23 protein-coding genes, 1 other RNA gene and 4 pseudogenes are annotated in these 24,232 nt (G+C 44.1%); 15 read left to right on the forward strand and 13 right to left on the reverse strand.

Annotated elements, in window-relative coordinates; genetic code table 11:
- Positions 1 to 110: 110 nt before the first annotated feature.
- Positions 111 to 767, forward strand: coding sequence for a ribose-5-phosphate isomerase RpiA (gene rpiA, locus AAHH42_RS02350; RefSeq protein WP_072550913.1), 657 nt, complete (start codon positions 111 to 113; stop codon positions 765 to 767).
- Positions 768 to 820: 53 nt separating this feature from the next.
- Here the strand turns inward: rpiA and AAHH42_RS02355 are convergent, their stop codons facing one another.
- From AAHH42_RS02355 to pepN, 4 genes are all read right to left on the reverse strand, one after another.
- Complete coding sequence (locus tag AAHH42_RS02355) at positions 821 to 1,426, reverse strand: 5-formyltetrahydrofolate cyclo-ligase (RefSeq protein ID WP_072550904.1); 606 nt, start codon at positions 1,424 to 1,426, stop codon at positions 821 to 823.
- Positions 1,427 to 1,506: 80 nt separating this feature from the next.
- Positions 1,507 to 1,690, reverse strand: a non-coding RNA gene (gene ssrS / locus AAHH42_RS02360) — 6S RNA.
- Between the two features lie 76 nt (positions 1,691 to 1,766).
- Positions 1,767 to 2,078 (reverse strand): cell division protein ZapA, encoded by a 312-nt coding sequence (zapA, locus tag AAHH42_RS02365; protein ID WP_072550903.1) that lies wholly within the window; start codon positions 2,076 to 2,078, stop codon positions 1,767 to 1,769.
- Between the two features lie 121 nt (positions 2,079 to 2,199).
- Entirely contained in the window at positions 2,200 to 4,836 is a 2,637-nt protein-coding gene (pepN, locus tag AAHH42_RS02370; protein WP_342221995.1) for an aminopeptidase N, read from the reverse strand.
- Between the two features lie 342 nt (positions 4,837 to 5,178).
- Between pepN and asnS the strand changes: the two genes are divergently transcribed.
- Together asnS and AAHH42_RS02380 are read left to right on the forward strand one after the other, a co-directional pair.
- The gene (gene asnS / locus AAHH42_RS02375) at positions 5,179 to 6,579 is read left to right on the forward strand and encodes an asparagine--tRNA ligase (RefSeq protein ID WP_072550902.1); all 1,401 of its coding nucleotides are present in this window, start codon (positions 5,179 to 5,181) and stop codon (positions 6,577 to 6,579) included.
- A 302-nt stretch (positions 6,580 to 6,881) separates the two neighbouring features.
- Entirely contained in the window at positions 6,882 to 7,961 is a 1,080-nt protein-coding gene (locus AAHH42_RS02380; RefSeq protein ID WP_342221610.1) for a porin, read from the forward strand.
- Between the two features lie 223 nt (positions 7,962 to 8,184).
- Here AAHH42_RS02380 and AAHH42_RS14710 read toward each other — a convergent pair.
- Positions 8,185 to 8,241 (reverse strand): annotated as a pseudogene (locus AAHH42_RS14710) (hypothetical protein); the annotation flags it as partial.
- Here AAHH42_RS14710 and AAHH42_RS02385 point away from each other — a divergent pair.
- Positions 8,228 to 9,400 (forward strand): amino acid aminotransferase, encoded by a 1,173-nt coding sequence (locus AAHH42_RS02385; protein WP_425286310.1) that lies wholly within the window; start codon positions 8,228 to 8,230, stop codon positions 9,398 to 9,400. The pseudogene AAHH42_RS14710 and the gene AAHH42_RS02385 overlap by 14 nt on opposite strands.
- Before the next feature lie 30 nt (positions 9,401 to 9,430).
- A complete protein-coding gene (traF, locus tag AAHH42_RS02390; RefSeq protein ID WP_072550899.1) occupies positions 9,431 to 9,991 on the forward strand; it encodes a conjugative transfer signal peptidase TraF in 561 nt (186 codons plus the stop codon).
- Positions 9,992 to 10,092: 101 nt separating this feature from the next.
- On the opposite strand, the pseudogene AAHH42_RS02395 reads toward traF, so the two are convergent.
- The 6 genes and pseudogenes from AAHH42_RS02395 to AAHH42_RS02420 form a co-directional block, all read right to left on the reverse strand.
- Positions 10,093 to 10,281: pseudogene (locus AAHH42_RS02395) on the reverse strand (IS701 family transposase); the annotation flags it as partial.
- A gap of 9 nt (positions 10,282 to 10,290) precedes the next feature.
- Positions 10,291 to 11,313, reverse strand: coding sequence for an IS630 family transposase (locus tag AAHH42_RS02400; protein WP_342221996.1), 1,023 nt, complete (start codon positions 11,311 to 11,313; stop codon positions 10,291 to 10,293).
- A 58-nt stretch (positions 11,314 to 11,371) separates the two neighbouring features.
- Positions 11,372 to 12,091: pseudogene (locus AAHH42_RS02405) on the reverse strand (phage integrase); the annotation flags it as partial.
- A gap of 191 nt (positions 12,092 to 12,282) precedes the next feature.
- Entirely contained in the window at positions 12,283 to 12,621 is a 339-nt protein-coding gene (locus tag AAHH42_RS02410; protein ID WP_119797535.1) for a helix-turn-helix domain-containing protein, read from the reverse strand.
- The gene (locus tag AAHH42_RS02415; protein WP_119797536.1) at positions 12,608 to 12,982 is read right to left on the reverse strand and encodes a type II toxin-antitoxin system RelE/ParE family toxin; all 375 of its coding nucleotides are present in this window, start codon (positions 12,980 to 12,982) and stop codon (positions 12,608 to 12,610) included. The genes AAHH42_RS02410 and AAHH42_RS02415 overlap by 14 nt, the downstream gene beginning before the upstream one ends.
- 427 nt (positions 12,983 to 13,409) lie before the next feature.
- Complete coding sequence (locus tag AAHH42_RS02420; protein WP_119797537.1) at positions 13,410 to 13,745, reverse strand: helix-turn-helix domain-containing protein; 336 nt, start codon at positions 13,743 to 13,745, stop codon at positions 13,410 to 13,412.
- 82 nt (positions 13,746 to 13,827) lie between these two features.
- Here AAHH42_RS02420 and AAHH42_RS02425 point away from each other — a divergent pair, with 82 nt between their 5' ends.
- From AAHH42_RS02425 to AAHH42_RS02465, 9 genes and pseudogenes are all read left to right on the forward strand, one after another.
- Positions 13,828 to 14,043, forward strand: a complete 216-nt coding sequence (locus AAHH42_RS02425; protein WP_119797538.1) for a hypothetical protein — start codon at positions 13,828 to 13,830, stop codon at positions 14,041 to 14,043.
- A pseudogene (locus AAHH42_RS02430) lies at positions 14,031 to 14,233 on the forward strand (DNA-binding protein). Before AAHH42_RS02425 ends, AAHH42_RS02430 begins: the two are co-directional and overlap by 13 nt.
- Before the next feature lie 7 nt (positions 14,234 to 14,240).
- Positions 14,241 to 14,597 (forward strand): hypothetical protein, encoded by a 357-nt coding sequence (locus AAHH42_RS02435; RefSeq protein WP_342221611.1) that lies wholly within the window; start codon positions 14,241 to 14,243, stop codon positions 14,595 to 14,597.
- 468 nt (positions 14,598 to 15,065) lie between these two features.
- Positions 15,066 to 15,446 (forward strand): phage filamentation protein Fil family protein, encoded by a 381-nt coding sequence (locus tag AAHH42_RS02440; RefSeq protein ID WP_342221612.1) that lies wholly within the window; start codon positions 15,066 to 15,068, stop codon positions 15,444 to 15,446.
- A gap of 12 nt (positions 15,447 to 15,458) precedes the next feature.
- Entirely contained in the window at positions 15,459 to 15,806 is a 348-nt protein-coding gene (locus AAHH42_RS02445; RefSeq protein WP_342221250.1) for a DUF5347 family protein, read from the forward strand.
- 523 nt (positions 15,807 to 16,329) lie between these two features.
- Positions 16,330 to 18,357 (forward strand): replication endonuclease, encoded by a 2,028-nt coding sequence (locus AAHH42_RS02450; RefSeq protein WP_342221251.1) that lies wholly within the window; start codon positions 16,330 to 16,332, stop codon positions 18,355 to 18,357.
- Positions 18,358 to 18,555: 198 nt separating this feature from the next.
- Positions 18,556 to 18,810 carry a type II toxin-antitoxin system HicA family toxin gene (locus AAHH42_RS02455; RefSeq protein ID WP_174224030.1) on the forward strand — a complete coding sequence of 85 codons (255 nt, stop codon included), beginning with the start codon at positions 18,556 to 18,558 and terminating at the stop codon, positions 18,808 to 18,810.
- 29 nt (positions 18,811 to 18,839) lie between these two features.
- The gene (locus tag AAHH42_RS02460; protein WP_425286319.1) at positions 18,840 to 19,172 is read left to right on the forward strand and encodes a type II toxin-antitoxin system HicB family antitoxin; all 333 of its coding nucleotides are present in this window, start codon (positions 18,840 to 18,842) and stop codon (positions 19,170 to 19,172) included.
- Between the two features lie 406 nt (positions 19,173 to 19,578).
- A complete protein-coding gene (locus AAHH42_RS02465; protein WP_119797542.1) occupies positions 19,579 to 20,127 on the forward strand; it encodes a hypothetical protein in 549 nt (182 codons plus the stop codon).
- A gap of 358 nt (positions 20,128 to 20,485) precedes the next feature.
- On the opposite strand, the gene AAHH42_RS02470 is transcribed toward AAHH42_RS02465, so the two are convergent.
- Both AAHH42_RS02470 and AAHH42_RS02475 read right to left on the reverse strand, forming a co-directional pair.
- Positions 20,486 to 21,490: a phage portal protein gene (locus AAHH42_RS02470; RefSeq protein WP_119797543.1), complete on the reverse strand. Its 1,005-nt coding sequence runs from the start codon at positions 21,488 to 21,490 to the stop codon at positions 20,486 to 20,488.
- Entirely contained in the window at positions 21,490 to 23,253 is a 1,764-nt protein-coding gene (locus AAHH42_RS02475; RefSeq protein WP_342221614.1) for a terminase large subunit domain-containing protein, read from the reverse strand. Before AAHH42_RS02475 ends, AAHH42_RS02470 begins: the two co-directional genes overlap by 1 nt.
- 163 nt (positions 23,254 to 23,416) lie before the next feature.
- Between AAHH42_RS02475 and AAHH42_RS02480 the strand changes: the two genes are divergently transcribed.
- Entirely contained in the window at positions 23,417 to 24,232 is an 816-nt protein-coding gene (locus tag AAHH42_RS02480) for a GPO family capsid scaffolding protein (protein ID WP_342221254.1), read from the forward strand.

Below are 24,232 nucleotides of genomic sequence, written 5' to 3' on the forward strand. Positions count from 1 at the left end.
TGTGTTGTATGGTGTTCACAACCCTTATAACTAGTTGTACACTGCAGTGGTATTTTTACATTATACTTCAATTAATTAGTAATAGATCGATGATAGGCAATGAACTGATTATGACTCAGGATGAACTTAAAAAAGCAGTTGGCTGGGCAGCATTGAAATATGTCAAACCTAACTCCATTGTTGGCGTGGGTACGGGCTCCACGGTTGCACATTTTATCGATGCCTTGGGATCAATCAAACATCAGATTGAAGGTGTTGTTTCCAGCTCGGATATATCGACAGCAAAACTTAAAAATCTCGGTATCCCCGTCTTCGACTGTAATGCTGTAGATATGCTGGATATTTATGTGGATAGTGCTGATGAAATTAATGAACAAAAACAAATGATTAAGGGAGGGGGTGCGGCATTGACTCGCGAGAAAATTGTTGCTGCTATTGCCGATAAATTTGTTTGTATTATAGATGAATCGAAACAGGTAAGTGTTTTGGGTAAATTTCCGTTGCCCGTTGAAGTGATCCCGATGGCGCGATCCGCTGTGGCTCGTGAACTGGTTAAACTCGGTGGATTGCCAGAGTATCGCCAGAATGTGATCACCGATAATGGCAATGAGATCTTGGATGTCCATAATTTGCAGATTGTAGATGCTATCGCTTTAGAAAATACCGTTAACTGTATTGCTGGGGTGGTGAGCGTAGGGCTGTTTGCTAACCGTGGTGCAGATGTTGTGTTGGTAGCAACAGCTGATGGCGTCAGGGTTATCGAATAGAATCAAGAGATTTTTTTGAAGATCGACTAGGGCTAACCAGATTTTGCTGGAGTTTATTTCAATGGCCATCGCCACACTTCGTCTGGTGTGATGATCTCCGGTAACGGAATATCCCAATCTGCCACCGGCAATTTATCGACGAGCTGACAATCGTAAGCTAGGCCAATGGGATAGGTGCCTTGCTGTTGCCAATACTGTAGAGTGCGATCATAGAATCCTCCCCCCATCCCCAAGCGCTGTCCGAAGCGATCGAATGCCACCAAGGGGGTTAGAATAATATCTAATTGCGCGAGTGGGAGCACAGCCCGAACGTCTAGTTGAGGCTCGCGGATCTTAAACTGATTGATAATCAGCTGCGTGGTAGCATCATAATGCAAAAATAGCAGATTGCCTCGGCTGAAAGGATGTAATACCGGTAGATAAAGCTGCTTTTGTTGTTGCCAAAGTTGTTCAATAATTGGTTGGGTATTCAACTCACCATCAAAAGAGAGAAAAACAGCGATACTTTTTGCTTGCTGGACCCTGTCGTGATTAATAACACGCTCGGCAACAAGTTTCGCTGCTATTTGCCGTTGTTGTGACCCGAGGCAACAGCGTTGCTGACGGATTTTATTTCTAATTTGTCGGCGTAGAAGGATATTCTGTGGAGTCAACGTCATAGGCTATCAATTCTGTGAATATTTGCCAATAAAAGCGCATACAGTAGAAAGGTGTTCACAACAAAAAGTAATCGAGTGATAGGATCTCCAAGATGCCGCTGTGGGCTGTAACCCTTGAACCCTTGGTTCAAGGTGAACGCGATGCTGCAACTTTAAGGCTTCTCGGCGAACCGAGCATGCTCACCAATCACAGAACATCACATCCTTATTGGTACAAAATATCGGCTCAGGGGACTCGCCCACTGGCAAACATCTCAGAGAATTTCTTACTCACCGTTGAATCTATCATTCGATAGCGATTTATTCAAGTCATACGTTCCTATGTTTCCATTAGGCTACGCTATTTGGGTAAAGCTCGGTCAATGACTTTCTGTAACTCCGTGATACGGAACTCCATTTTGGCAATATAGTCACATTTTTTTCTTTCTTCTTCGTCGGTTTTCACTTTTTCTTGGGTTAGTTCGGCACAGAGGTTTAACCCCACAATAAAAACTAACTGCTCTGTGTTTGTGACCTTAGTGCGCTCTCTGAGATCTTGCAACCGTTGCTCAAGATCTTCTTTTGCTTTCTCTAACGCCTCTTGTTTTTCTAGTGGGCAATTAATTTTTAGTGAACGACCAAAAATCTGAATTTCTACCGGTTGTGCAGACATGCCACCTTCCTGCCTAATTTTTGTGCCAAATCGACAACACTACGGATCAAATTATACCACAACATCATGAATCATGAATATCAACACACTCGCTTCTGATAGCAAGCAGTTTAATGGAAAATTAAGATCCTAATGTTTTTTCTATCTTTTCATACATATCACCAGAGAGATTATCCAGTGCTTTTAGTTGTTGCAGCGCATCATGCATTAACTGCTGACGCTTTGTATCATAACGTTTCAGGCGGGTTAATGGTTCAATAAGACGTGATGCTAACTGTGGATTTTTGCTGTTTAGGTCTCTTAATATTTCAACTAAAAATTGATAGCCGCTGCCATCGTCAGCATGAAATGCCGCTGGGTTGGATAACACAAAGCTACCAATGAGTGAGCGTGTACGGTTAGGATTATTCAAGCTAAATGAACGATGGTTTCGTAAAGTTCGTACTTGGTGGAGCACATCCACCGCCGGACTGGTGGCTTGTAACATAAACCATTTATCCATTACCAGACTATCCTGAGACCAACGTTGTTCAAATGCATCCAATAGTTGAACACGGCAAGGTAGTTGCGCCGCGACTGCAGCCGCCAAAGCAGCAAGAGAATCTGTCATGTTATCCGCTTGGCAGTATGCCTTGGTGATTTCATCATTCGCTAATGTAATATCACCGAATGCCAGGTATCCCAGGCAAACATTACGTAGCGCACGCTTAGCAATATCAGCATGTTTAATCTGATAAGGCAGCGTTTTATTGATGTGATACATCGCCTGCCATTCATTGGCTAATGCTTCTGCCAAACAACGTGTCAACGCTTGATGAACGGAACGGATGGCTTGCGGATCAATCAGCGTAAACAACTCTGCCATTTCATTTTCAGAAGGTAGTTTGAGAATTTGGCCTGCCAAGGCCGGATCGATATTTTTGTCTAGCAAAATGGCACGAAACGCATCGATGACCGGTAACGGCAGCGATATAGGTACTTTTAGCTGATAGTTGACGACATTTTTTTTAATGTGGATCGCTAGCAAACTTTGAGCTGCATCCCAACGTGAAAATTCATTACGAGCGTAGCGCATCAAAAAGATCAACTGCTCATCATTGTAAGGATAATCCAGTTTGACTGGCGCGGAAAATTCACGGAGTAGAGAAGGGATGGGCTGACATTTAACCCGATCAAAGATAAAGGTTTGTTTCGTTTCAGTTACATTAAGCACAGAACCTAGCGGAGCTCCATTATATTGCAGATTAATCACATTGCCATCGTTATCATATAGCTCAATATCTAGTGGAATATGTAATGGCAATTTTTCTGATTGTTCCACGCTGGGTAATGTCTTTTGATTGACGACCAAATGATATTGTTGTTTTTCGGCATCATAACTGTCGTGTATTGTGAGTAATGGCGTGCCAGATTGGCTATACCAACGACTAAATAACTCAAGATCAATTTTGCTCGCGTCGGTCATCGCTTTCACAAAATCATCACAGGTTGCCGCACTGCCGTCGTGGCGTGCAAGATAAAGCTTCATACCCGCTTGAAATTTTTCTTCACCTAATAAAGTATGTATCATGCGCACGACTTCCGCGCCCTTTTCATACACTGTTAGCGTATAGAAGTTGTTCATTTCGATAACTTTATCTGGGCGGATAGGATGAGCCATTGGGCTAGCATCTTCGGCAAACTGTGCCGACCGCATTACACGGACGTTCTCGATACGATTAACCGAGCGTGACCCCAGATCCGAACTAAATTCTTGATCACGAAATACCGTCAGCCCTTCTTTGAGACTAAGCTGAAACCAGTCGCGACATGTCACACGGTTGCCCGTCCAGTTATGGAAATACTCATGAGCAATTACCGCTTCAATAGCAAGATAGTCTTGATCAGTAGCAGTTTCGGCATTGGCCAGTACGTATTTGGCGTTAAAGACATTTAATCCCTTGTTTTCCATCGCACCCATATTAAAAAAATCAACAGCGACAATCATGTAGATATCAAGATCATATTCCAGGCCAAAGCGGGTTTCATCCCACTTCATAGCGTTTTTCAGCGAAGCCATCGCCCAAGTAGCACGATCCAGATTACCGCGATCGACAAAAAGCTCCAATGAAACTTTACGCCCAGAGCAGGTCGTAAAACTATCACTCAATAGATCAAAATCCCCTGCCACCAGCGCAAATAGATAGCAAGGTTTCGGAAACGGATCTTGCCATTTCACCCAGTGACGACCATCCGGGTGCCCTTCTTTATCAATACAATCGCCTTTGTCAATACAATTACCGTTTGAAAGAAGATAAGGATAACGCGCTTTATCCGCCACAATGCGGGTGGTAAAACATGCCAGCACATCGGGTCGATCTAAGTAAAAAGTGATATGGCGGAAGCCTTCTGCTTCACATTGTGTACATAATGTCTCACCGGAAAGATACAAACCTTCAAGTGCTGTATTAGTCGTAGGATTAATTTCATTTACAATGGTTAAGGTGAAACTTGCGGGTAAATTTTCCAGGATCAACTGGTCATTCTGTTGATATGGCCACGGCTGCCCATCGACACGGACTTCCAGCAACACCAGATTTTCCCCGTCGAGGATCAAAGGGGTTTTTTCTTTTGTCAGACGTATGATTTTACTGATCGCGGTGACAGTGGCTTTTTGTGCATCCAAGACGAAATCTAAATCGATTTCTGTGATGCTATAGTCAGGTGTCTGATAATCGTGACGGTATTTAATCGGTGGCTTGTTTGCGGTAACAGACATTTTTGCAGCAGAAGAATTAGTTGAAGACTGTGTCATAAAAAATTTTGATCCTATTAATTCGATAATTGCTACTTGTGTCCTACATCACGAGAAGTAACATAACAACAGACTTCTTGCAAAGCCTACTCTGTGTTTGTAAATACGTGCTGCGAACTCTGTGTTACTTGATGCTCGCAATCCTCATGTACTCGCATGTACACTGCGGTGGCTGTGTGCCAGGCGCCTTGATTTCACAGCACTCGCTACGGTTTTGTAAGAAGTCTACTACCCCATTCTATTGGGTTGCGGCTTATTTGTTAACTCACTATTTTCGCAAAATAAAACTTATACAGAGAGTAATTTATGAACATTAGACCTGTCGTCGAGGTATTGCAAGGCCTTGCCACCCTGAACAGCGAAGTTACCGTACGTGGTTGGGTACGTACCCGGAGAGATTCCAAAGAAGGGATCTCCTTTATCGACCTTTATGATGGTTCTTGTTTTAATGCGTTACAGATTGTAGCGCATAGTTGTCTTAATAATTATGAGAATGAGGTATTGCGTCTGACGACTGGTTGTTCGATTGAGATGACGGGACAGCTTGTCTCTTCACCCGCTGAGGGGCAAAAGTTTGAAATTCAGGCCACTGATATCAAAGTTATTGGTTGGGTTGATAATCCAGAGAGTTACCCGATGGCACCTAAACGCCACAGTATGGAATATCTGCGTGAATGTGCTCACTTACGTCCGCGTACTAATCTGATTGGTGCCGTAGCACGGGTACGTAACACATTAGCACAGGCTATCCACCGTTTTTTTCATGCAAAGGGTTATCTCTGGGTATCGACACCCCTGATTACTGCTGCCGATACTGAAGGTGCCGGTGAGATGTTCCGCGTTTCGACACTGGATCTCGAAAACCTCCCACGTGGGCAGGATGGCAAGATAGATTTCACAAAAGATTTTTTTGGTAAGGAAGCCTTCCTAACGGTATCAGGCCAATTAAATGCGGAAACCTACGCTTGTGCCCTATCAAAAGTGTATACCTTTGGCCCTACTTTCCGGGCGGAAAACTCTAACACCAGTCGTCATCTCGCTGAATTTTGGATGGTTGAACCCGAAGTCGCCTTTGCTACCCTTGATGATATCGCCACCTTGGCAAAAGAAATGCTGAAATATGTTTTCAAGGCAGTGCTAGACGATCGCTCTGATGATCTCAAGTTCTTTGCTGAACGTATAGATAAAAATGTGATTGCTCGTTTGACTGATCTTGTTAGGTTAGATTTTGAACAAATTGATTACAGTACTGCTATTGAAATATTACAACAATCCAATCAATCCTTCGAAAACCCAGTTTCTTGGGGAATCGATCTTTCCTCTGAACATGAGCGTTATTTGGCCGAGCAATATTTTAAAGCGCCAGTGGTGGTGAAAAATTATCCGAAGGATATTAAAGCGTTTTATATGCGTCTCAACGATGACGGTAAAACCGTCGCCGCTATGGATGTGCTGGCACCCGGCATTGGTGAAATCATCGGGGGATCACAACGTGAAGAACGACTTGATATGTTAGATCAACGTTTGGCAGAGATGGATTTTAGTAGAGAAGATTACAGCTGGTATCGCGATTTACGTCGTTATGGCACAGTACCACATGCTGGTTTTGGTCTTGGTTTTGAGCGTTTGATCGCTTATGTTACCGGCGTACCTAACGTCCGTGAGCTGATCCCCTTCCCACGGACGCCGAAGAATGTTGCCTTTTAATCCAGTTAATTAAAAACCATTGATATCAAATTGATAAACAAAAGCCAAGTTGTACTGGCTTTTGTTATTTTCGATAGTCTATTTTTGTCATAAAGTGATACTTTATTAATATTTAGATACAATTTATTTCAAATAGAAACATTTTTATTGAATTTGTAGCATTTTGTGGGTGGATTAACTTTCTCATGAATGGAACACTGCACCTTGACGGCATAGACGACACCAGACTATCAACAATAGTTCCCTAGAAATTATTGACGGCAGTGACAGGTATTCGAATAACACCAATGAAGGTAATAATAATGATCAAGCGCAATATTCTCTCAGTACTTATTTCCACTTTTTTAGCTACTGGCACTGCAAACGCAGTAGAGATTTATAACAAGGATGGCAGTCAACTTGACCTCTACGGTATGGTTGATGCGCGCCATCTGTTTTCTGATAACAAGAGCGAAAGTGGCGACAGATCTTATGTCCGTTTCGGTTTAAAAGGTCAAACTGAGATTTCTGACCAACTCACTGGTTATGGTCAAGTGGAGAAAGAACTAGAAGCCAACAAACCTGAGTCTAAGAATGATGAAAAACTCCGTCTTGCCTTTGTTGGCGTGAAATTTGCTGACTTGGGTTCGGTCGATTACGGTCGTAACTATGGCGTACTCTATGATGTCAACATATGGACTGATGTATTGCCAACCAGCGGAGGCGACTCATTCTTTCGCCCTGACAACTACATGACCGCTTGTTCTTCTGGCTTGGCAACGTACCGTAACACTAATTTCTTCGGCATGGTTGATGGTTTAAACTTTGCTCTGCAATACCAGGGCGCGAATCAGGATGGTAGAGAAGGCATTGAAAATATAAAAACCCAAAATGGTGAAGGTGTCGGCGTTTCCACTACCTATGATGTTGGTTACGGCATAAAGCTAGGTGCCGCTTACTCTGCTGCTAATCGTACTGCTGAACAGAAAGAGCTGTCTGATACTCACGGTAATAAAGCTCAAGCGTGGAATATAGGTGCTAAATATGATGCTGATAATCTATACTTGGCAGCAATGTATGCAGAAACCCAGAACCTAACGCCATACGGCAAACGTAAGGAAGCCATCGCGAAGCAAACAAAAAATGTGGAAGTTGTAGCACAGTACCAATTAGATTTTGGTTTACGTCCCTCATTGGCCTATGTTCAGTCTAAAGGCTCCAACGACATGGGGAGTGAATATTTGCTGAAGTATGTTTCCGTTGGTTCTTTTTACAATTTCAATAAAAATGTTACTGCTTATGTTGATTACAAAATCAACCTATTGAATGAGAATGAATTTACCAAGGTTAGCGGTATCAACACTAAAGATGTTGTTGGCGTAGGTGTAGTTTACAAATTCTAAGTCAATTTGATAATGGCACGCCGTTTCGTTTGGCTGCCAACTATGTACGAAAAAGCAGGGTTTGGGCTCTGCTTTTTTTATTGTCATCAGTTTTGTTGTTTTTTTATGCTAAGTCCAACTGGTGCACAACATTCATTTCTTTTTTATCACAAACGATTGGCAAAGTAGTGAACTGGCGCTACTCTGGCGGTTCAATCGCTCAACTTTAAGTTATGGAAGTCTCTTACATGTTTGAAAAAATCACTGCTGCACCTGCTGACCCTATTTTGGGTTTAGCAGACCTTTTTAAAAAGGACCGCCGAGATAACAAAATCAATCTGGGTATTGGTGTTTATAAAAATGAAAAGGGTGAAACACCGATCCTCGAAAGTGTGGCACAAGCTCAACGGCTTCTGTTAAACAGTGAGACCACAAAGAATTATCTGAGTATCGATGGGCTTGCAACCTTTACGCGCTCTACCCAGCACTTACTTTTTGGTAGCTCAAATTCAGTGATCGAACGGGCGCGCAGTGCGCAAACTCCGGGCGGAACCGGTGCCTTGCGTATTGCTGCTGATTTTATCGTCAAACAGGCTGGTGCTAAACGGGTTTGGGTGAGTAATCCAAGTTGGCCTAATCATAAAAATATATTTTCTGCTGCCGGTCTGGAAGTGCATGAATACACTTACTACGATGCCGAAAAGCATGCCCTGGACTTTGATGGTCTGTTGGACAGCTTAAAAACCGGTGCCCAGGCCGGTGATGTCGTACTGTTCCACGGTTGTTGCCATAACCCAACCGGCATCGATCCAACGGAAAAGCAATGGCGCGACCTGGCGGATCTGTCTGCAAGTAAAGGCTGGCTGCCACTGTTTGATTTTGCTTACCAAGGCTTTGCCAAAGGGTTGGAAGAAGATGCTCAGGGTCTACGTATTTTTGCAGACAAACATCAAGAATTGATTGTTTGCAGCTCCTATTCGAAAAACTTTGGTTTATATAATGAACGTGTTGGAGCTTGTACCCTGGTAGCCGCTACCTCTAAGAATGCAGAGGACGCATTGAGCCAGATGAAAGCGATAATTCGCGCTAATTACTCCAATCCTCCGGCGCACGGAGCAGCGGTGGTAGCCACTATCCTCAATGATAGAGAATTATATGAGCTATGGAAAGGTGAGCTCACCGAGATGCGAGAACGTATTCAGCGTATGCGTCAACTGTTTGTGAAGACTCTGAAAGCAAAAGGTGCCGGAGATTTTAGTTTCATTGAGAAACAGAACGGCATGTTTTCTTTTAGTGGTTTGACCGAAAAACAGGTATTACAGCTACGTGACCCGGAGCTGCGTGACCGATTTGCGGTTTATGCCGTTAACTCTGGTCGAGTCAATGTTGCAGGGATGACAACCAGTAATATGGCAGCACTCTGTGAAGCTATTGTTGCCGTTCTTTGCTCCGAAACTTGATTATCCAACCACGAAGACGTGACTTAAGGGATGAAAAAAATTACTAAAGGTAAGATCCTTGCTGATAGTATTATCACACTAGCTATTATTGCTATGGTGATCACCGGAATTTTGGGTGCCATCTACCTGTCAGGTGGACGCATCAACATCAGCAAAAGCATTCCTTTAGGTTTATATAGGATCAGCAGCAAGCCGTTGGCAAAAGGAGAATACGTCATCTTTTGCCCACCATCAAAGGCCGTGTTCAGGGAAGCTAAAGAGCGCGGCTATATTAGCTCAGGTTTTTGTCCTGATCATTACGGCTATATGATGAAAAAAATCGTGGCAATGAAAGACGACAAAGTGAGTATTACCTCACAGGGCGTTACGGTAAACGGTGTATTACTGCAACATAGCCGACCTCTAGCGTTCGATAAAATGGGACGTCCATTACCACAAATAGATTTACAGCCTTACATCTTGAATGAATCTGAGTTATTACTGATGACCGACCATAGTGCCAGTTCATTCGATGCGCGTTATTTTGGTATCCTCGGTAAAAAACAAGTCATATCCGTTTTACAGCCAATGATAACCTGGACGACATCTTAATTTAGTATTCGCTATGCCCAGGTAACTTAGCTGCTGGCTACTTTCGCTTTTAGAGAATAAGCTTCCTGCAAAACCGCTATTTACACGAGTTTCGCACGAATCTAACCTGGTGCAGCCAATAGTGCTCTGATGTGTGTAGTAATAGCGTTTTTAATGACAGCCCAATTTTGTTGGTAAAGGGTTATTTTTTCGGACAGACGGCGTTTATGTTGTTCAAACCAGGCAGCCATGGCTAGAAAAATATGATTTCTTTGCGCCCGGCCCGTGCGGGCCTGACAGCGTTCTATACCCAAGTGAAATCAAGATGCAGGATTTAGCGCCTGGCAATTATCGTTTAAGCGAGATACCAGAGAACTTGCCATTTGTGGTAGCTTCACCTCAAAGAAGTTTAAGATATCGTTCTTAAAACTCTGTTTAGATGGGTAATATCTATTGTTTCGTGTTTGCTCATTCATCACCTTCCACAATCGCTCTATCGGGTTTAGATTCGGGCTATACGGCGGAAGGTAATGAAGCTGGATATTCAACGTAAGCGCGGCGTCTTGCACAAGCTGTGAACGGTGATAGCCTGCACCCTCGAGGATCACATGTGCCGTTGTCGTGATGGGATAATGCGCGCGAATGGCAGACAGGAAGTGAACCACATTTTCGCTGTTAATCGTCTCATCATCACGGATTATGGGGTTAGCCACATTCTGGATGTTCAAGGCTCCCATGATATTCAACCGCGTTCTGCTCCCGGTGGTCTCTATCGTTTTATCCTGGCCTTTTCGTATCCAGCCGTAGCTTATTTTGGTGGTTTGTGTCGGATGAACGGCATCAATAAACAGTATGGGGTCATTACCCGCGGCGTCTTTCAATTCGCTGTAGGTCTTTATAAATTGCTGCTGTTTCTCAACGGCAAATTTATGCGGAACACCTTTCGGCTTTTTATAGCTAAAGCCATGCTGCTTCAACCCTTTATACAGACCTGATACGGTAAAGGTGATGTTCCAGCGTCCAGCGATATAGGCCACAATTTGGTGATTGTGGTGGTAGAGCGGCTGGGTGAGATGTTCAACCAGCGACGTGGTCTGTTCCGCATTGAGATAGCCATCGGAGCCGCCATTTTCAGGCTTGAGCTTGTTGAGTTTATGATAGTCTGTAAGGTGGCGCCGCACCGTGGTTTCATTAATGAGCTGTGAGTGAGCAATCATAGGGGGAGTCCAGCCGTCTGCGGACAACAAAACACACCGGATCCTGTCACAGACACGGCGGTCATGGCTTTGACGATGTTGGGCTTCGAGGGTAATTTTCTGGTCAGCAGTCAGCTCTATTTTCATGGCTATGAGCATGATCCTTATCGACTTCAAAATCAAGCATCTTCATTGATCACGGGTATAGACGTCTGGATATCGGCACTGTGCGGTTCTTCTTGCTTTTTGTCTGAATAAAAGTGACCCGCCCCGGCATCAGTTGTGACTGAGATAGTCCTTGTGCCTCACTCCATCTTGCTCCAGTCGCTAGACATAAACGTACAACATGCCCTAAATCTTTATTTGCCGACTCGTCACAAGCCTCCAAAAGCCGTTTTATATCCTCTGGATAAAGGAAAGCCAGTTCTTGATCTCCCTCTTTAAACTGACGAATTCCATCAAGCGGGTTATCTTCTTCCCATTCACCTAAGCGCTTTAATTCAGAGAATACGGCACGGAGATAGGAATATTCACGGTTAACGGTTGCCTGTTTCGGTGCGGCACGTCCCTTTGCTTGCCACTTTCCATTCAAGCGTTGTTCTCGATACACTGCAAAAGCATTTTTATCAAAATCTATTACTAATGGATCACCCAAACGTTCACATACTGCATCAAGTTTTACTTTGCGCGATTCGCCAGAGGTTAACGTTTTACCGTGCATTTCATACCAACGTGCGACAAGATCACTGAGTTTCTGCCTGTTAGCAACAGAAGCATCCATAGTTTGATCTTTTGGCATAATACGGCGTTCAAATGAAAATGCTTCTCCTTTTGTGGCAAATTGCTTACGAACTCGTTCACCACGACGCCCGTTGGGGTAACATTCGCAGATCCATTTGCCGGTAGAAAGTTTACGGATTGTCAAAATAAGCGTCTCGCATTGTTTTTATCTAAATACATTTCCATATGAATCATATAAATATTAATTATGGTATTGACCTATTGTCTTCTTTCAGAAGTACTACATTTGACTCAGCTTGTTAACTAATCGGGTTACCACATTAAAAATTTATCAGAATTGGCGTTTCTTGTTACGACTGATATCTGATCTTATTTTTAGCTATGCGCGGGTATAAATAATGTTCTACGACCTAAAAATTCATGGCTAGGTTTTACTACGATTTCAATGTCATAACCGAGTCGGTTTAAACAATCCATCAGTTTTTTTTCTGACATATTGAAGAATTTACCGTTATAAAGTGCAGAAACACGCGCTTGAGGTAAATGCATTCTTTTACCTGCTTCGGCCTGATTTAACCCCATTTTTTTTATGGTCGTAATAATTTGTATAGCTAAGTCAGCTTTTAGCTTCAGACTTTCTGAGTTTGGTAAATTTAAATCAGAAAAAACATTATCTGATCCGACTTCAAAATCATATTCTTTAGATCTTTCCATTCTTCATATCCTCATAAATCTGTTGGGCTGTGTTGAGGCGGGTTCTTATCAGATCAAGATCAGCCCTTGGTGTAGCTATGCCCTTTTTGGATTTTTTCTGGAAGCAATGTAAAACAAATACAACACTTGCAAACTTAACCGTACAGATAGCCCGATAGGTGTTACCATCATAATTTTCTACGACTTCAAGTACACCAGCACCATGAAACCCAGATAATGGTTTAACGTTTGGAGGCGTTAAGCCTTTTTGGGCAAAATGCAGCGTATAACCGACAGATTTAACAATGTCTTGCGGCAGTTCCAACAAGTCTTTTTTACTGCTCCCTATCCAAACTAAAGATTTTTCAGTCTTGGCATTCATTAATCCTAACCTACTGTCTATCCGATAATGTAATTATATCATGACTGGTATAAAAAATCATTAATTAGCTTGACAGCAGATTTTCACCATCTTTCTAATTTTTTTGACATAATTTGAGATTCATTTTATTTAGCTCTTCAACTAAAGTGAGCAATAGTAATCGTTCACTCAAGGACAAAATTTCTATCATTATTTACTCTTGCTTAGGTTTTGATTGCGCGAATGCATCACCAACCATTTGTATACTTAACCTTGCCGAATTATTTTTATCTAAATACATTGCCATATGAATCATATAAATATTAATTATGATATTGACTTATTCCATTTATTGATTTTTTATGATTATTGTTTATTTATTTTTCATATAAAATAACAATAAATTTATAAAATATAAATAAAATCAACATGTTGCATAGTATAAATATTAACCTGTTTTCAAGTTGGGTTTCGATTGAGCAAACGCATCACCAACCGCCTGTATATTTAGCTTCGCCGAGTCGTCCATTGCTCGGTAATTTTCAACTAATTTTTGTTCTTCTGTTGTGATATCAGCTTTTATGGTGCGAGCACCAGTGATTATATAAGCTATATCAATACCTATCTTCGTTATTGACCCTAAGTATTGAGCATCCGGTAATCTAATATTGTTTTCATAATTACTTTGTGTAGTTTTTTGAACACCTCCGACATCTGCAAACTCAGTCTGAGTCATGCCTAACCGCTTACGTTCTTCCCTTAGCCTGCCCCCAAAGTTATCCATTTATTGAACCTCTATTTTACAAGTTCACCAAACGGTGACACTATAAACATATGAATAATCCAGTAGATCACAATATACCATTATGAAACAAGTCAAACATAATCAGCCTTCACGATTACCAAAGGGTATTGCGACCAAGAACCCTATCCCTATGCGTTTATCTGATGATGAACGTGGCAGTTTAGAGGCTCTTGCCGCTAAAGACAGTCGTTCTATTTCCAGTATGGCTCGCCTTGTGTGTTTACGTGGTATGGCTGCTATTCAGGCTGATAAATTGGGGGAAGTATGGGGAATGTGACCATAAACATCGCTGTTCCTACAGGGTATGTCTCTCTGAAAGAATATTCGAAACTGGTTGGTATTCCTTTCAATACTGCCGAGGGATGGTACGCGATGGTCGGATTATTATTCGTCCCAAGCAGAAAGCTAAAGACAAAGTTGAAGTTAACCTTGTTGCCATGCTGAAAGACGCTATTGCTAATAGTTAAGGAATATATGACACACACCCCAACCCCAATCAGTCGCCACTCACAGGAATACCGTGGATTTACTCTTGTCCGCCTGCCGAAAACAGTGACTCAACCGATTACCCGTTATCACCTGTGGTTAGGTGATCAGTCGTTTGGCAAGGTGGATACGCTGGCACAAGCAACAGATTACATCGATCAGTTACATCAGACGAAGAAAATAGAGCGGAATGATAATAATGAGTTATTCAACAGAACTACTGATATCAATCACGATTATTCTCGCTGTGATGGTCTACGGTGCCATGCGTATTATGATGGCAATCCATACATACCGAAAGAAACACGCAAAATTAACCGGTTGGCAGCAATTTCTCATGCATGAAGCAGAAATTAAATGCAAAACACGTCATGCCCTTTAAATCAAAGCGTAAAGCCTTCCCCTAAATTAGCATTATGAAGAGGTTTTATTTATTACAGGAATAAGTGATGAATTTTAAAATACACACTGTGTTTTAACGCTATTTCGAGATAACATTTATGACAATTAAGCCATTCCCTGTCACTTTACCTTCTAAGGTGCAACGGGGATATTACAAAGTCTATGGTGCAATGGGAGTATATATGTTTGGGAAGTGCTTTATTATAATGCACAAGCTTAAATACCATCACGATAGAACTGAAAATATTCTCCTGAAATTCATATTTTTCTATCTTTATCTATTTTTTAGGCAGTGCGGTCATTTCTTTTTCATGCTAAGAATAAAATCTTTTCAAATTGAATGCAGAGATTTTAATGTCTTCGTAGAGAGTACCAAGGGCGATTAAATGAGATGCGAATGTTAATCGCACTTTGCGTTTTATTGTTAAACATCAACCTATTTCCCTTGTTGTGGTGGGAGGTTATGCCGGCGTCATCTTTGGTAGAGCAGAAGCCGGCATAAAAATAGTACCACACAAACCCGCGCCGGACGGGGTAAACATTCCGGCACTTCTTTCACTTAATGGAGATGGCACCATGTTAATAAAAACCTGCACATCCGTAGCCGTATTGCCAGATAACCCGTTGCACATTACGCATCGCCGTCATCGCCGTGGCTGGCTGGAGACCCCTGATGGTCGCCGTGTTCAGCCTAATGCGCAGGATGTACAATTTATTAAAGGAATGAGTACACCCGTCATCAATAAACCACGCCGCCGTTGGTTTGCACATTTGATGGGGATTTTTGCTTAATAAGGAGGGGTTATGGCGAATACAGAGCCAGCACGTGTCGTCCCGCTGAATTTAGAACAGCGTCAATGCAGTCTTAAGCACATCGCGTTATTATGGGGGGCATTTCCTGACGCAAAATATAAAGGGGTTATTCCCGCGCTGATCACTGAAATGCAAGAAACCGATCCGCAAATGAAAGGGGCTTTGTATTATTTGGCCGGTATTGAAAAGAAAAAGCATGCGTTGGCATTTAAACAGTTATCTCCAGAAGAACAGATGAATATTATTGACGCGATTATTCGCTTACGTGCCGTTATCAGTTTATTGCCTGACAGGGTGACGTATATTGATTGTGATCCGCTGCCGAACAAGACGGAATAACACCATCCCTTCATTTTTAAAATGAACAGACGCGTTATTGTGTCGGTATTCCTGTCATCTAAATAAGGACGTATTATGAGCCTGTATATCGATAACGATTATGTTATCAGCCCATAATAACTCACGGTTTATTTTATATAAAAAGAAAATCTATTTTAATTCGTCAAAAAAGGCCATCAAAAATTATCTTGAATTCTTGGCGTGTTATTCATCCTTCCCCGCGTTCATTGAGAGTCTGATCCGCCATCATGGGTTGAGGGTAGACAATCAGATTATGGAAGACTGGCATAATGCAATACAACACATCTTTAGAACGTGCCACGAGGTGTTTAAACCTGTCCCGCTATTAGATCCAGATGAATACGAAATAGGGCCAGGAATAAAACGCAGATTATTACTGCCTAATCGCATAACGTATATCGAGCATTATCGACTTCCTGATTAACGCCATTAATTCATACCTGAAATAAATAAACACGTGATGACGTGGGAACCGTTTTATTCAAAAACAAGGCCGTTACCGATGACCCTCTATTCAGAAGAAATCCCTATCCCCGCACCGCGTTCTCTCAATCCTGCCCCCTGTCACATTTTTTCTCCGTTAATGTGGGAGCGCGAGCAATTGCCTGCCATCCTGGAACCGAGGATAGAAGCCTATTGGCAACGTCAGGTGGCGCAAGCCAATCATCTTGCTCATCTCGATCACATAAAACGGAAGTGGCAGGCTGATCCCGAATTAGCAATACAAGCAGATTTACGCCGTCAGCCGAAATTTATCCAGCAGCCGTTGCAGCAGCGCCTGGATTATCTGCGTCGTGAGGGCGGTGAAGCAAGAGCCAAAACCTTTTTATTGGAGGTGATTAAGCCAGTCTTGCACCGTCTTGAAACCGTGCGTAAAAAGCAGAGGACGGAGGATTATCAGCGTGTTACCTACTATCCTGCGCTACGCGTGTTATTGGATTTACCGACACTGATGCAAAAGGAAGTAAAGAATGTGGCAGCGAGGGTGGCAGGACATATGGAACTGTTTTTCTGTGCCTGCGCCGAGGTGTTACCGGATGATAATACGGATCCGGATAAAATATTGCGACTTTATCAGCGTGTGGCCGCGGAAGCTAAACGGTTTTCTATTACACCCCCGCATTGGCACAGTTTGCGTGAGCATATCCAGCACCGTGGCAAAATGCCTTATCATCTGATCCCTGGCGCACTGGCACGGCTGTGTTGTGCTGACTGGTGGGCACGTAAACTGTGGCGGTTGCGTTGTGAATGGCGTGAGGAGCAATACCGTGCCATTTGTTTGGTGCATAAACAAGCTTCTGCCTATGTCAGCTATGATGCCTTGACCCGTAAGCGTGAGCAGGATCGCCGTGCACGGGAATTTATCCGCTCACATGAACTGGTGAATGAGGACGGGGTGACGCTGGACATGGAAAAGGTGGTTAACGCGAGTACCAGCAATCCTCACTTACGTCATCTGGAAATGATGACCACCGCCAGAGGTCTGGAAAATCTGGCAGAACAGCGTGGCGATTATGCGATGTTTTATACCCTTACCTGTCCGTCGCGCTATCACGCTACCTTATCCTGCGGTAAACCTAATCCCAAATGGGCAACCCATACGGTACGTGAAAGCAGTGATTATCTGGTCGCTCTGTTTGCGGGTGTGCGCAAAAAGATGAACAAAATGGGGCTGCGCTGGTACGGCGTGCGGGTAGCAGAGCCTCATCATGATGGTACCGTGCATTGGCATTTGCTGTGTTTTATGGCGAGAAAAGATCGGGTCGCCATTACCGCGGTGTTACGTGAATTTGCGATCCGTAGCGATCGTGAGGAGCTAGGAAAAAATATCAAACCACGCTTTGATGTCAAGCCGGTGCTGAAGAGTAAAGGGTCGCCCACCAGTTATCTGGCGAAATACATCAGTAAAAATATGGATGGCACCGTACTGAAAAAAGTCGTTGATAAGGCGACCGATGAGCCCCTATTAAGTACCGAGACCGGTAAGCCACTTAATGAATCAGTTGAAAACGCGGTAGCCTGGGCAAGTTTGCATCGGGTACGACAATTTCAGTTTTTTGGTATTCCTTCGCGTCAAACGTACCGTGAATTGCGTTTGCTGGCCGGTCAATTGCAGCGCAAAGCAAAATCGAAAAAAAGCACGCAATTACTTGATGATAAGCCGATGGATGATGTATTGGCTGCCGCCGATGCCGGTTGTATGGCGACCTATATTATTAAGCAAGGCGGGGTATTGATCCCACGTAAAGACCATACTGTACGTACCGCTTATATCAAATCTGAGACCCTGAATGCCTACGGTGAGCAGGGCGTGAAAATTTACGGGGTGTGGTCGCCCCGGCTGGGCATGGCGTCACGGATTTGTACCCATGTGGATACGTGGAAAAAGGTGCGTAAGGCGAAAAGTGATAAGCAGCCTGTTCATCCTGTTAATCAGGCAGAAAGTGATCTGGGGTTAGGTGTTGCCCTTCAGGACGGGGTTACCGTCCCTTGGACTCGGACTCGTGGCAATAACTGTCCCCTTGCGTGAAAAATAATCAAAAATAAAAAGCGAGGGAAAGAGGCGGTTCCGATGAGGATTTGAGGAGGGTTAGTTATTTATCTGATTGTACAGAGGACATTTAAGATAGTAACCAGTCGGCTAAAGAGAACAGAGTGACTTCATCTATTGACGTCATAGAAATCAATCCCTATTATTGACCAATTGACTTCATTCAGTGAATCCATTGTGAGAAAAAAACAGGCAGAAACACTAAAAAAAGTATTAAGAAAGCCACCCTCTTCAAATATCAAATGGGCTGATATTGAATCATTGATCGTAGCACTGGGTGGAGAAGTCAAAGAAGGAAACGGTTCAAGAGTCCGATTCCTTCTAAAGGGGAGTATCGCACGGTTTCACCGTCCACACCCCTCACCAGATACAGATAAAGGCGCATTGGTAAGTCTACGTGAATGGTTAGAAAGTATAGGAATTAAACAATGAATAAAACAATGACAAACACGCTCAATACTATGGTAGTAGCCGGACAACCCGCTACTATCGCTTACATACCTGAAATGGGTATGTTTCGCGGTAAGTTTTTAGGTTTATCAGGCTATTGTGATTTTATGTCTGATAGCATAGAGGGGTTGAAAAAAGAGGGAGAAGTTTCTCTCAATGGCTATCTGGAGGATTGTAAAGAACACAACATCGCTCCATTTGCTACAACAGAGAAGGTAAAAACCTTTACATTGCGTTACCCTGAGTCATTGGGAGAACGTCTAGCAGGTGCAGCATCTGAACGACAAGTATCCGTTAATACTTTTATCCTTGAAACCCTGAATGAGCGTATCAAGCATGCTTAATTTTTCTTCGTTTAGATCGAAGGAGCAACATATTATTACTACGGATTTAAGTGATTTTGAGAGCATTACCTGAAAACGACAGTAGGTTAAACCGGTTAAAGAAAGAGCATTAATCATATCGATCGATATGTATTTTACATTTATTAATAAAATGACTTAAAAATCTAATAGATATAAATTTAGATACAATTGCCTTAGGCGCATTCCCTGCTATAAATCGTTACAATGCTGTCCTTTAAATTTATATAAAAGGTTTTTGCATTATGAGGTTAGGTTCTGAAAACATTCCTTTTAACGAAACAAGTTTTTCCACCAACTACAATTCTGAGCAACAGGTAGTTATTTCCGTAGAACCTCCGTATGTGGATATGATACGTGCGGAAAACCTCTAAAAGACACTGACCGTTTGATAAAAATAGCACAATCCATCATAGACACCCCTGATTCGTCTTTTGTCAAAATAAACTGTGAAGTTCATAACCTCTCTGCAGATGACTTGGTAATAATACTTAATGCAGTAGAAATGAGCGAACTGTCCTTAACAGAACTGACATTGGATCTTGGATTGGGTGGGACTCTGACGATAGACGATAAGCATGTCGATTGCCTAGAAAAAATAAGCCTACAATTCCCGGGGCTGGATGTATCCATTATTCATCCTCAACCAACTATTTGTGATAAGAAAAAAGTGAGCATAAATGGTATAACCAAATCAGCCTACGAAAGATTAGGAATTTTAGGCATGAAAACTGAGCAGGTAATGCCACCTGCTAGCACCGAGTTCGTTCCAGTCATAAATTTGCAAAATATAACAGGGGGTCAAGCTAGTCAGGCTGTATCATTAAATGCACCAGATAAATCTAGTGGTTTTTCTAACGTCTGCTACGTAACTTCTGGGATGTTAGGTACGTTAAGTGTGCTTGCATTAGGTGCGTTCGCTCTTACTTATGCTTGAACATATTTTGTATCGCTACAAAATATAAATGATTAAAAACACATCAATAAATGTTCCTCCTACACAGAGAACAACTATCACTTGCACGCGCATCAGAAGCTCTCATGCCCGACGCATGTAGAAAAACACATTTTCTGCGATCAAAACGCAATGATCCCCCTCAATTTGCCACAAAATGAAGGCGGCCATGCTCTTCAACTACGAAAGCGGGTGCTCCCCGCGCCCTCGGTCTGGGTATGTAATAATCAACTTTTTCATGCGTCTGTTGATCCATCATAAAACCTGTTCTAGCTTGGATTTTAGCCTTAAATAAGGCTGCAAAAAAACGTGCAGATTGATGCAGTCTAGACTTGCACTTTTACACCGACGGTTTTTCGACTAATTCATAGGGTTTAAAACGGATCACCTCCTCGCCCAGCCAGTCATTAATTTCACTCAGTCGCTCTTGCAATGGTGCCAATTCATTGATGGCAAACACCCGTGCCGCTTTTTCGATATCACCAAAACCGCCGGTATTGTGCGGTAAAATGCCCATCAGTTGCGGTGGTACCCGCTGTGCCGCTAATTGATCATCACGGGTCACATTTTTAATGTTGATAAATTCATCTTTGGCTGCCACCTCTGCCAAGGGGATCAGTTGCAACCCGTCTTTTTTACCGCCCGGGGCATACATAAATAAATTACGAAAATTCCCCGGGCCTTTTGAGTCCTTCAACGCCTGCCGTAAGCGGTCAATGTCCTCCTGTTTATGCGCCGCATCGTTCATGTACAAAATAAAACCGGCATGACTGCCATTGAGATAATACTTACGCCGAAACAGTGTCGCGGCTTCATTCAGCCAGGTTGAATTCAGTGCCGCCAGATAATCCGGTACACCGTAAATTTCCTGATTAATATCTGGATCGAGCAGGTGAAAGACGCTATTTTCAGCAAATAAATGCGGCGCTGCCCAGGATTGCACATACCAATGGGTGCCCGCTTCAACGCCGCAGCGGGTATATTTTGCCGGACTGGGCACCAGTTTTAGTACCCCGCCCAAACGATTAGTGCGCACTTCTAAAAACGCATTGGCAAACACCAAAAAATCCAACGCATAGCGGCTAAAATCTTGCTTAGATAACCAGCGATGCGGTTGAAACAGACTCACCAGCAAATTACGCTTCATATAAATCGGTGAACTGTGGTGCACGGCGGCACGAAAGGATTTTGCCAGCCCATGAAACGACACCGGTGGTTCATACCAGTGGTCAACAACGGCACACTCCAGATAATCCAGCATATCCCGCTGATCGAGCATCGGCACCGGGTCGCCAAAGGTAAACGCCTCTACCCGCTGCATCGTATTCTGTTTCCTATTAGCCATTAAAATGGCTCCATAAAACTGCTGTTATTGACAGTGATACCGGCCAGCGGTTCATTAAACAGGGCGTGCATAATCGCCCAGGCAACATCGCCATGACTGGTGCCCTCGGCGCGGTTGGTGACATAGGTGGCACGCTGACCACTGGCGCTCAAGGTTTTGCGGATCGACATAAACGCCTTGGCGATATCCATCGCACCGGCATCAAATTCCAGCCTGCCCGAGGTGATCACATCCTTGGCCTTATAAATCAGATCGGTTTTCATCTCGACGGTATAATGAATGGCCTGCACGGCGGGGAAAAATTGCCTGACCAGCTGGGTCACAGACCGCCCCAGGCCGGTATCATCAATGCCGATATAGCTCACGTTATAGCGCTCAGTCAGTGTCTGGATATGCCGTGCCTGCTCGGAAAAATCCATACCGTGCCATTGAAAACGTTCCAGCACGCGAAATTTCCCGCCTGCCACCTTGGGCGGCGCCATCACCGCACAGCCCGAGGCATCACCGGTACTAGCCGGATCGTAGCCAATCCACACCGGTTGATACCCATAAGGTCGCGTTGCCAGTAATTTCACATCCGGCCACTGCTCCCAGCTGTCGACCATACAACGTTGCATCTCCTTCATCGGAAATACCGATTGCGCATCGTCGATAAACTGACACATAAACAGATTATCAAAATCGTCATCACTGTTCTCACGCCGCAATTGCGCGATATCAAAGCGATCACAGCCACCGGCCAGCGCATCCTCAAGGGTCACAATCTGCTTGTACTGCCCGTCTGCACACAGTGCCCCCGCGGCCAAATGCGGATAACTGGTATCGACCTCAATGCGTTGATTTTTCTCGCGTCCCTGATTAAACAAGGTGCCATTCCAGAACGGATAGGCTTCATGATTGACACTCGAGGGCGTGGAAAAATAGGTTTGCCGATACCGTTTTTGTGATGCCATGCCCGAGGCCGCACGACGTAACTTCTTAAAACCGGGGATCCAAAAATACTCATCGACATACAAACACCCGGACCGCCCCTGCGCGGTATTGGTATTGGTGCCTAAAAAATGCAATTCGGCCCCATTGGGCAAACAAATCGGATCACCGCGCAGTTCTACGCCCACTTCGGCGGCGAAATCGACGATATAATGTTTAAATTGATGGGCTTGCGCCTTCGAAGCAGAAATAAACATCTGATTACGTGCGGTGGTCAACGCATCAAGCAAGGCTTCACGGGCAAAATAAAACGTCGCCCCGATTTGCCGCGATTTCAGCAGATTACGCAGGCGAAAACGATCATCCAAACCCGCCTGATACCACGCACGCTGATAAGCAAACAAGGACGCTTGAAATAAGGTCGCCAGCTGGCTAATCTGCTCGTCTGAAAAAACATTTTTCACCGACACCTTACGTTTTCCTCGCGGGAGCGCTGCCCGGTTCGGATCCAGATCGGCTTCATTGCCCCCATTATTGTATTTGCCGATACGGGCATGCCGTTCTGCCTGACGCCCCAGGGCATCCAACTCTTTGAAATCACGCCCACTCTTTGCCTCGATAGCCACCAACTGACAATAGCGTGTGGCGGTAGTGAGTTGCATCTTTTCCAACACACCATATTGATCCCACTGGTCACGACGTTTCCAACTGTGTAGCGTCGTTGCCTTGATGCCTAAGATTTCAGCGATACGCGCCACCTGTAGCCCCTGCCAATACAAATACATGGCTTGACGGCGCGGATCTAACTCCCTCGTCAGGGTGATGTTATCCATGCAAAAATAACCTTAATTGAATCAGATCCCGCAAGGCTACCGTGCAACCCCCCCTCCCTCTCTCGCGACGCGCTGTGCTAGCACTGAAACAACAGCGACGGATTGTTCACGTGCGCTCGGCTCGCCATCCTAGACCCCATCATTGTTAACCGGAGCCAACAGCATGGCAAAATCCACCTTTTTCCGCGCCGCCGTTGAGGGAGCGACCAGTGACGGGCGCAGCATTTCACGGCAACACCTTATTGAAATGGCGGAAAGTTATAACCCGTCCTATCGCGGCGCACGTGCCAATCTGGAACACATCAAAAGCCTGTTACCGGATAGCCCGTTTCGTGCTTATGGCGATATCGTCGCAACAAAATATGAAGAAATTAGCGCCGGCCCGCTTAAAGGAAAAATCGCCTTACTGGTTCAGGTAGATGCGACCGAGGAACTGGTCAAACTGCGAGAAAATCGGCAAAAGGTGTACACCAGCATTGAATACGTGCTCAAATTCGCCGATACCGGTAAAGCTTACCTGACTGGCATCGCCTTCACCGACAACCCGGCATCCTTGGGCGCTGAAATGCTCACCTTCTGTGCTAACAGTCAACATAACCCGCTGGCATCACGTAAAAGCCAGGCAGAGGCGCTGTTTAGCGCAGCGGAAGAAATCACGCTGGAATTTGAAACCGAACAAAAACCGGCGCTGTTTCACAGCGTCAAAGCCCTGTTTGGCAAAAAACACCTCAGCGATGACGCACGTTTCACGGATATCCATCAGGCGGTCTCCCTGATAGCCGAGCATCAGCAACAGCTAGCCGAAAAATGTGCTCACTTAACAGCGCTAGAAAGCACTGTCACGGCATTACAGGCCGCGCATCAGACAACACAACAAAGCGTGACCACACTCACTGCCCAGTTAACTCACGCGGATCGCAGTACCCACTCACGCCCCCTGACCACGGGTGCCAACCCAACTCACCTGACGGATTGCTAA

This window comes from Candidatus Fukatsuia endosymbiont of Tuberolachnus salignus (assembly GCF_964030845.1).
GTDB classification, from domain to species: domain Bacteria; phylum Pseudomonadota; class Gammaproteobacteria; order Enterobacterales; family Enterobacteriaceae; genus Fukatsuia; species Fukatsuia symbiotica.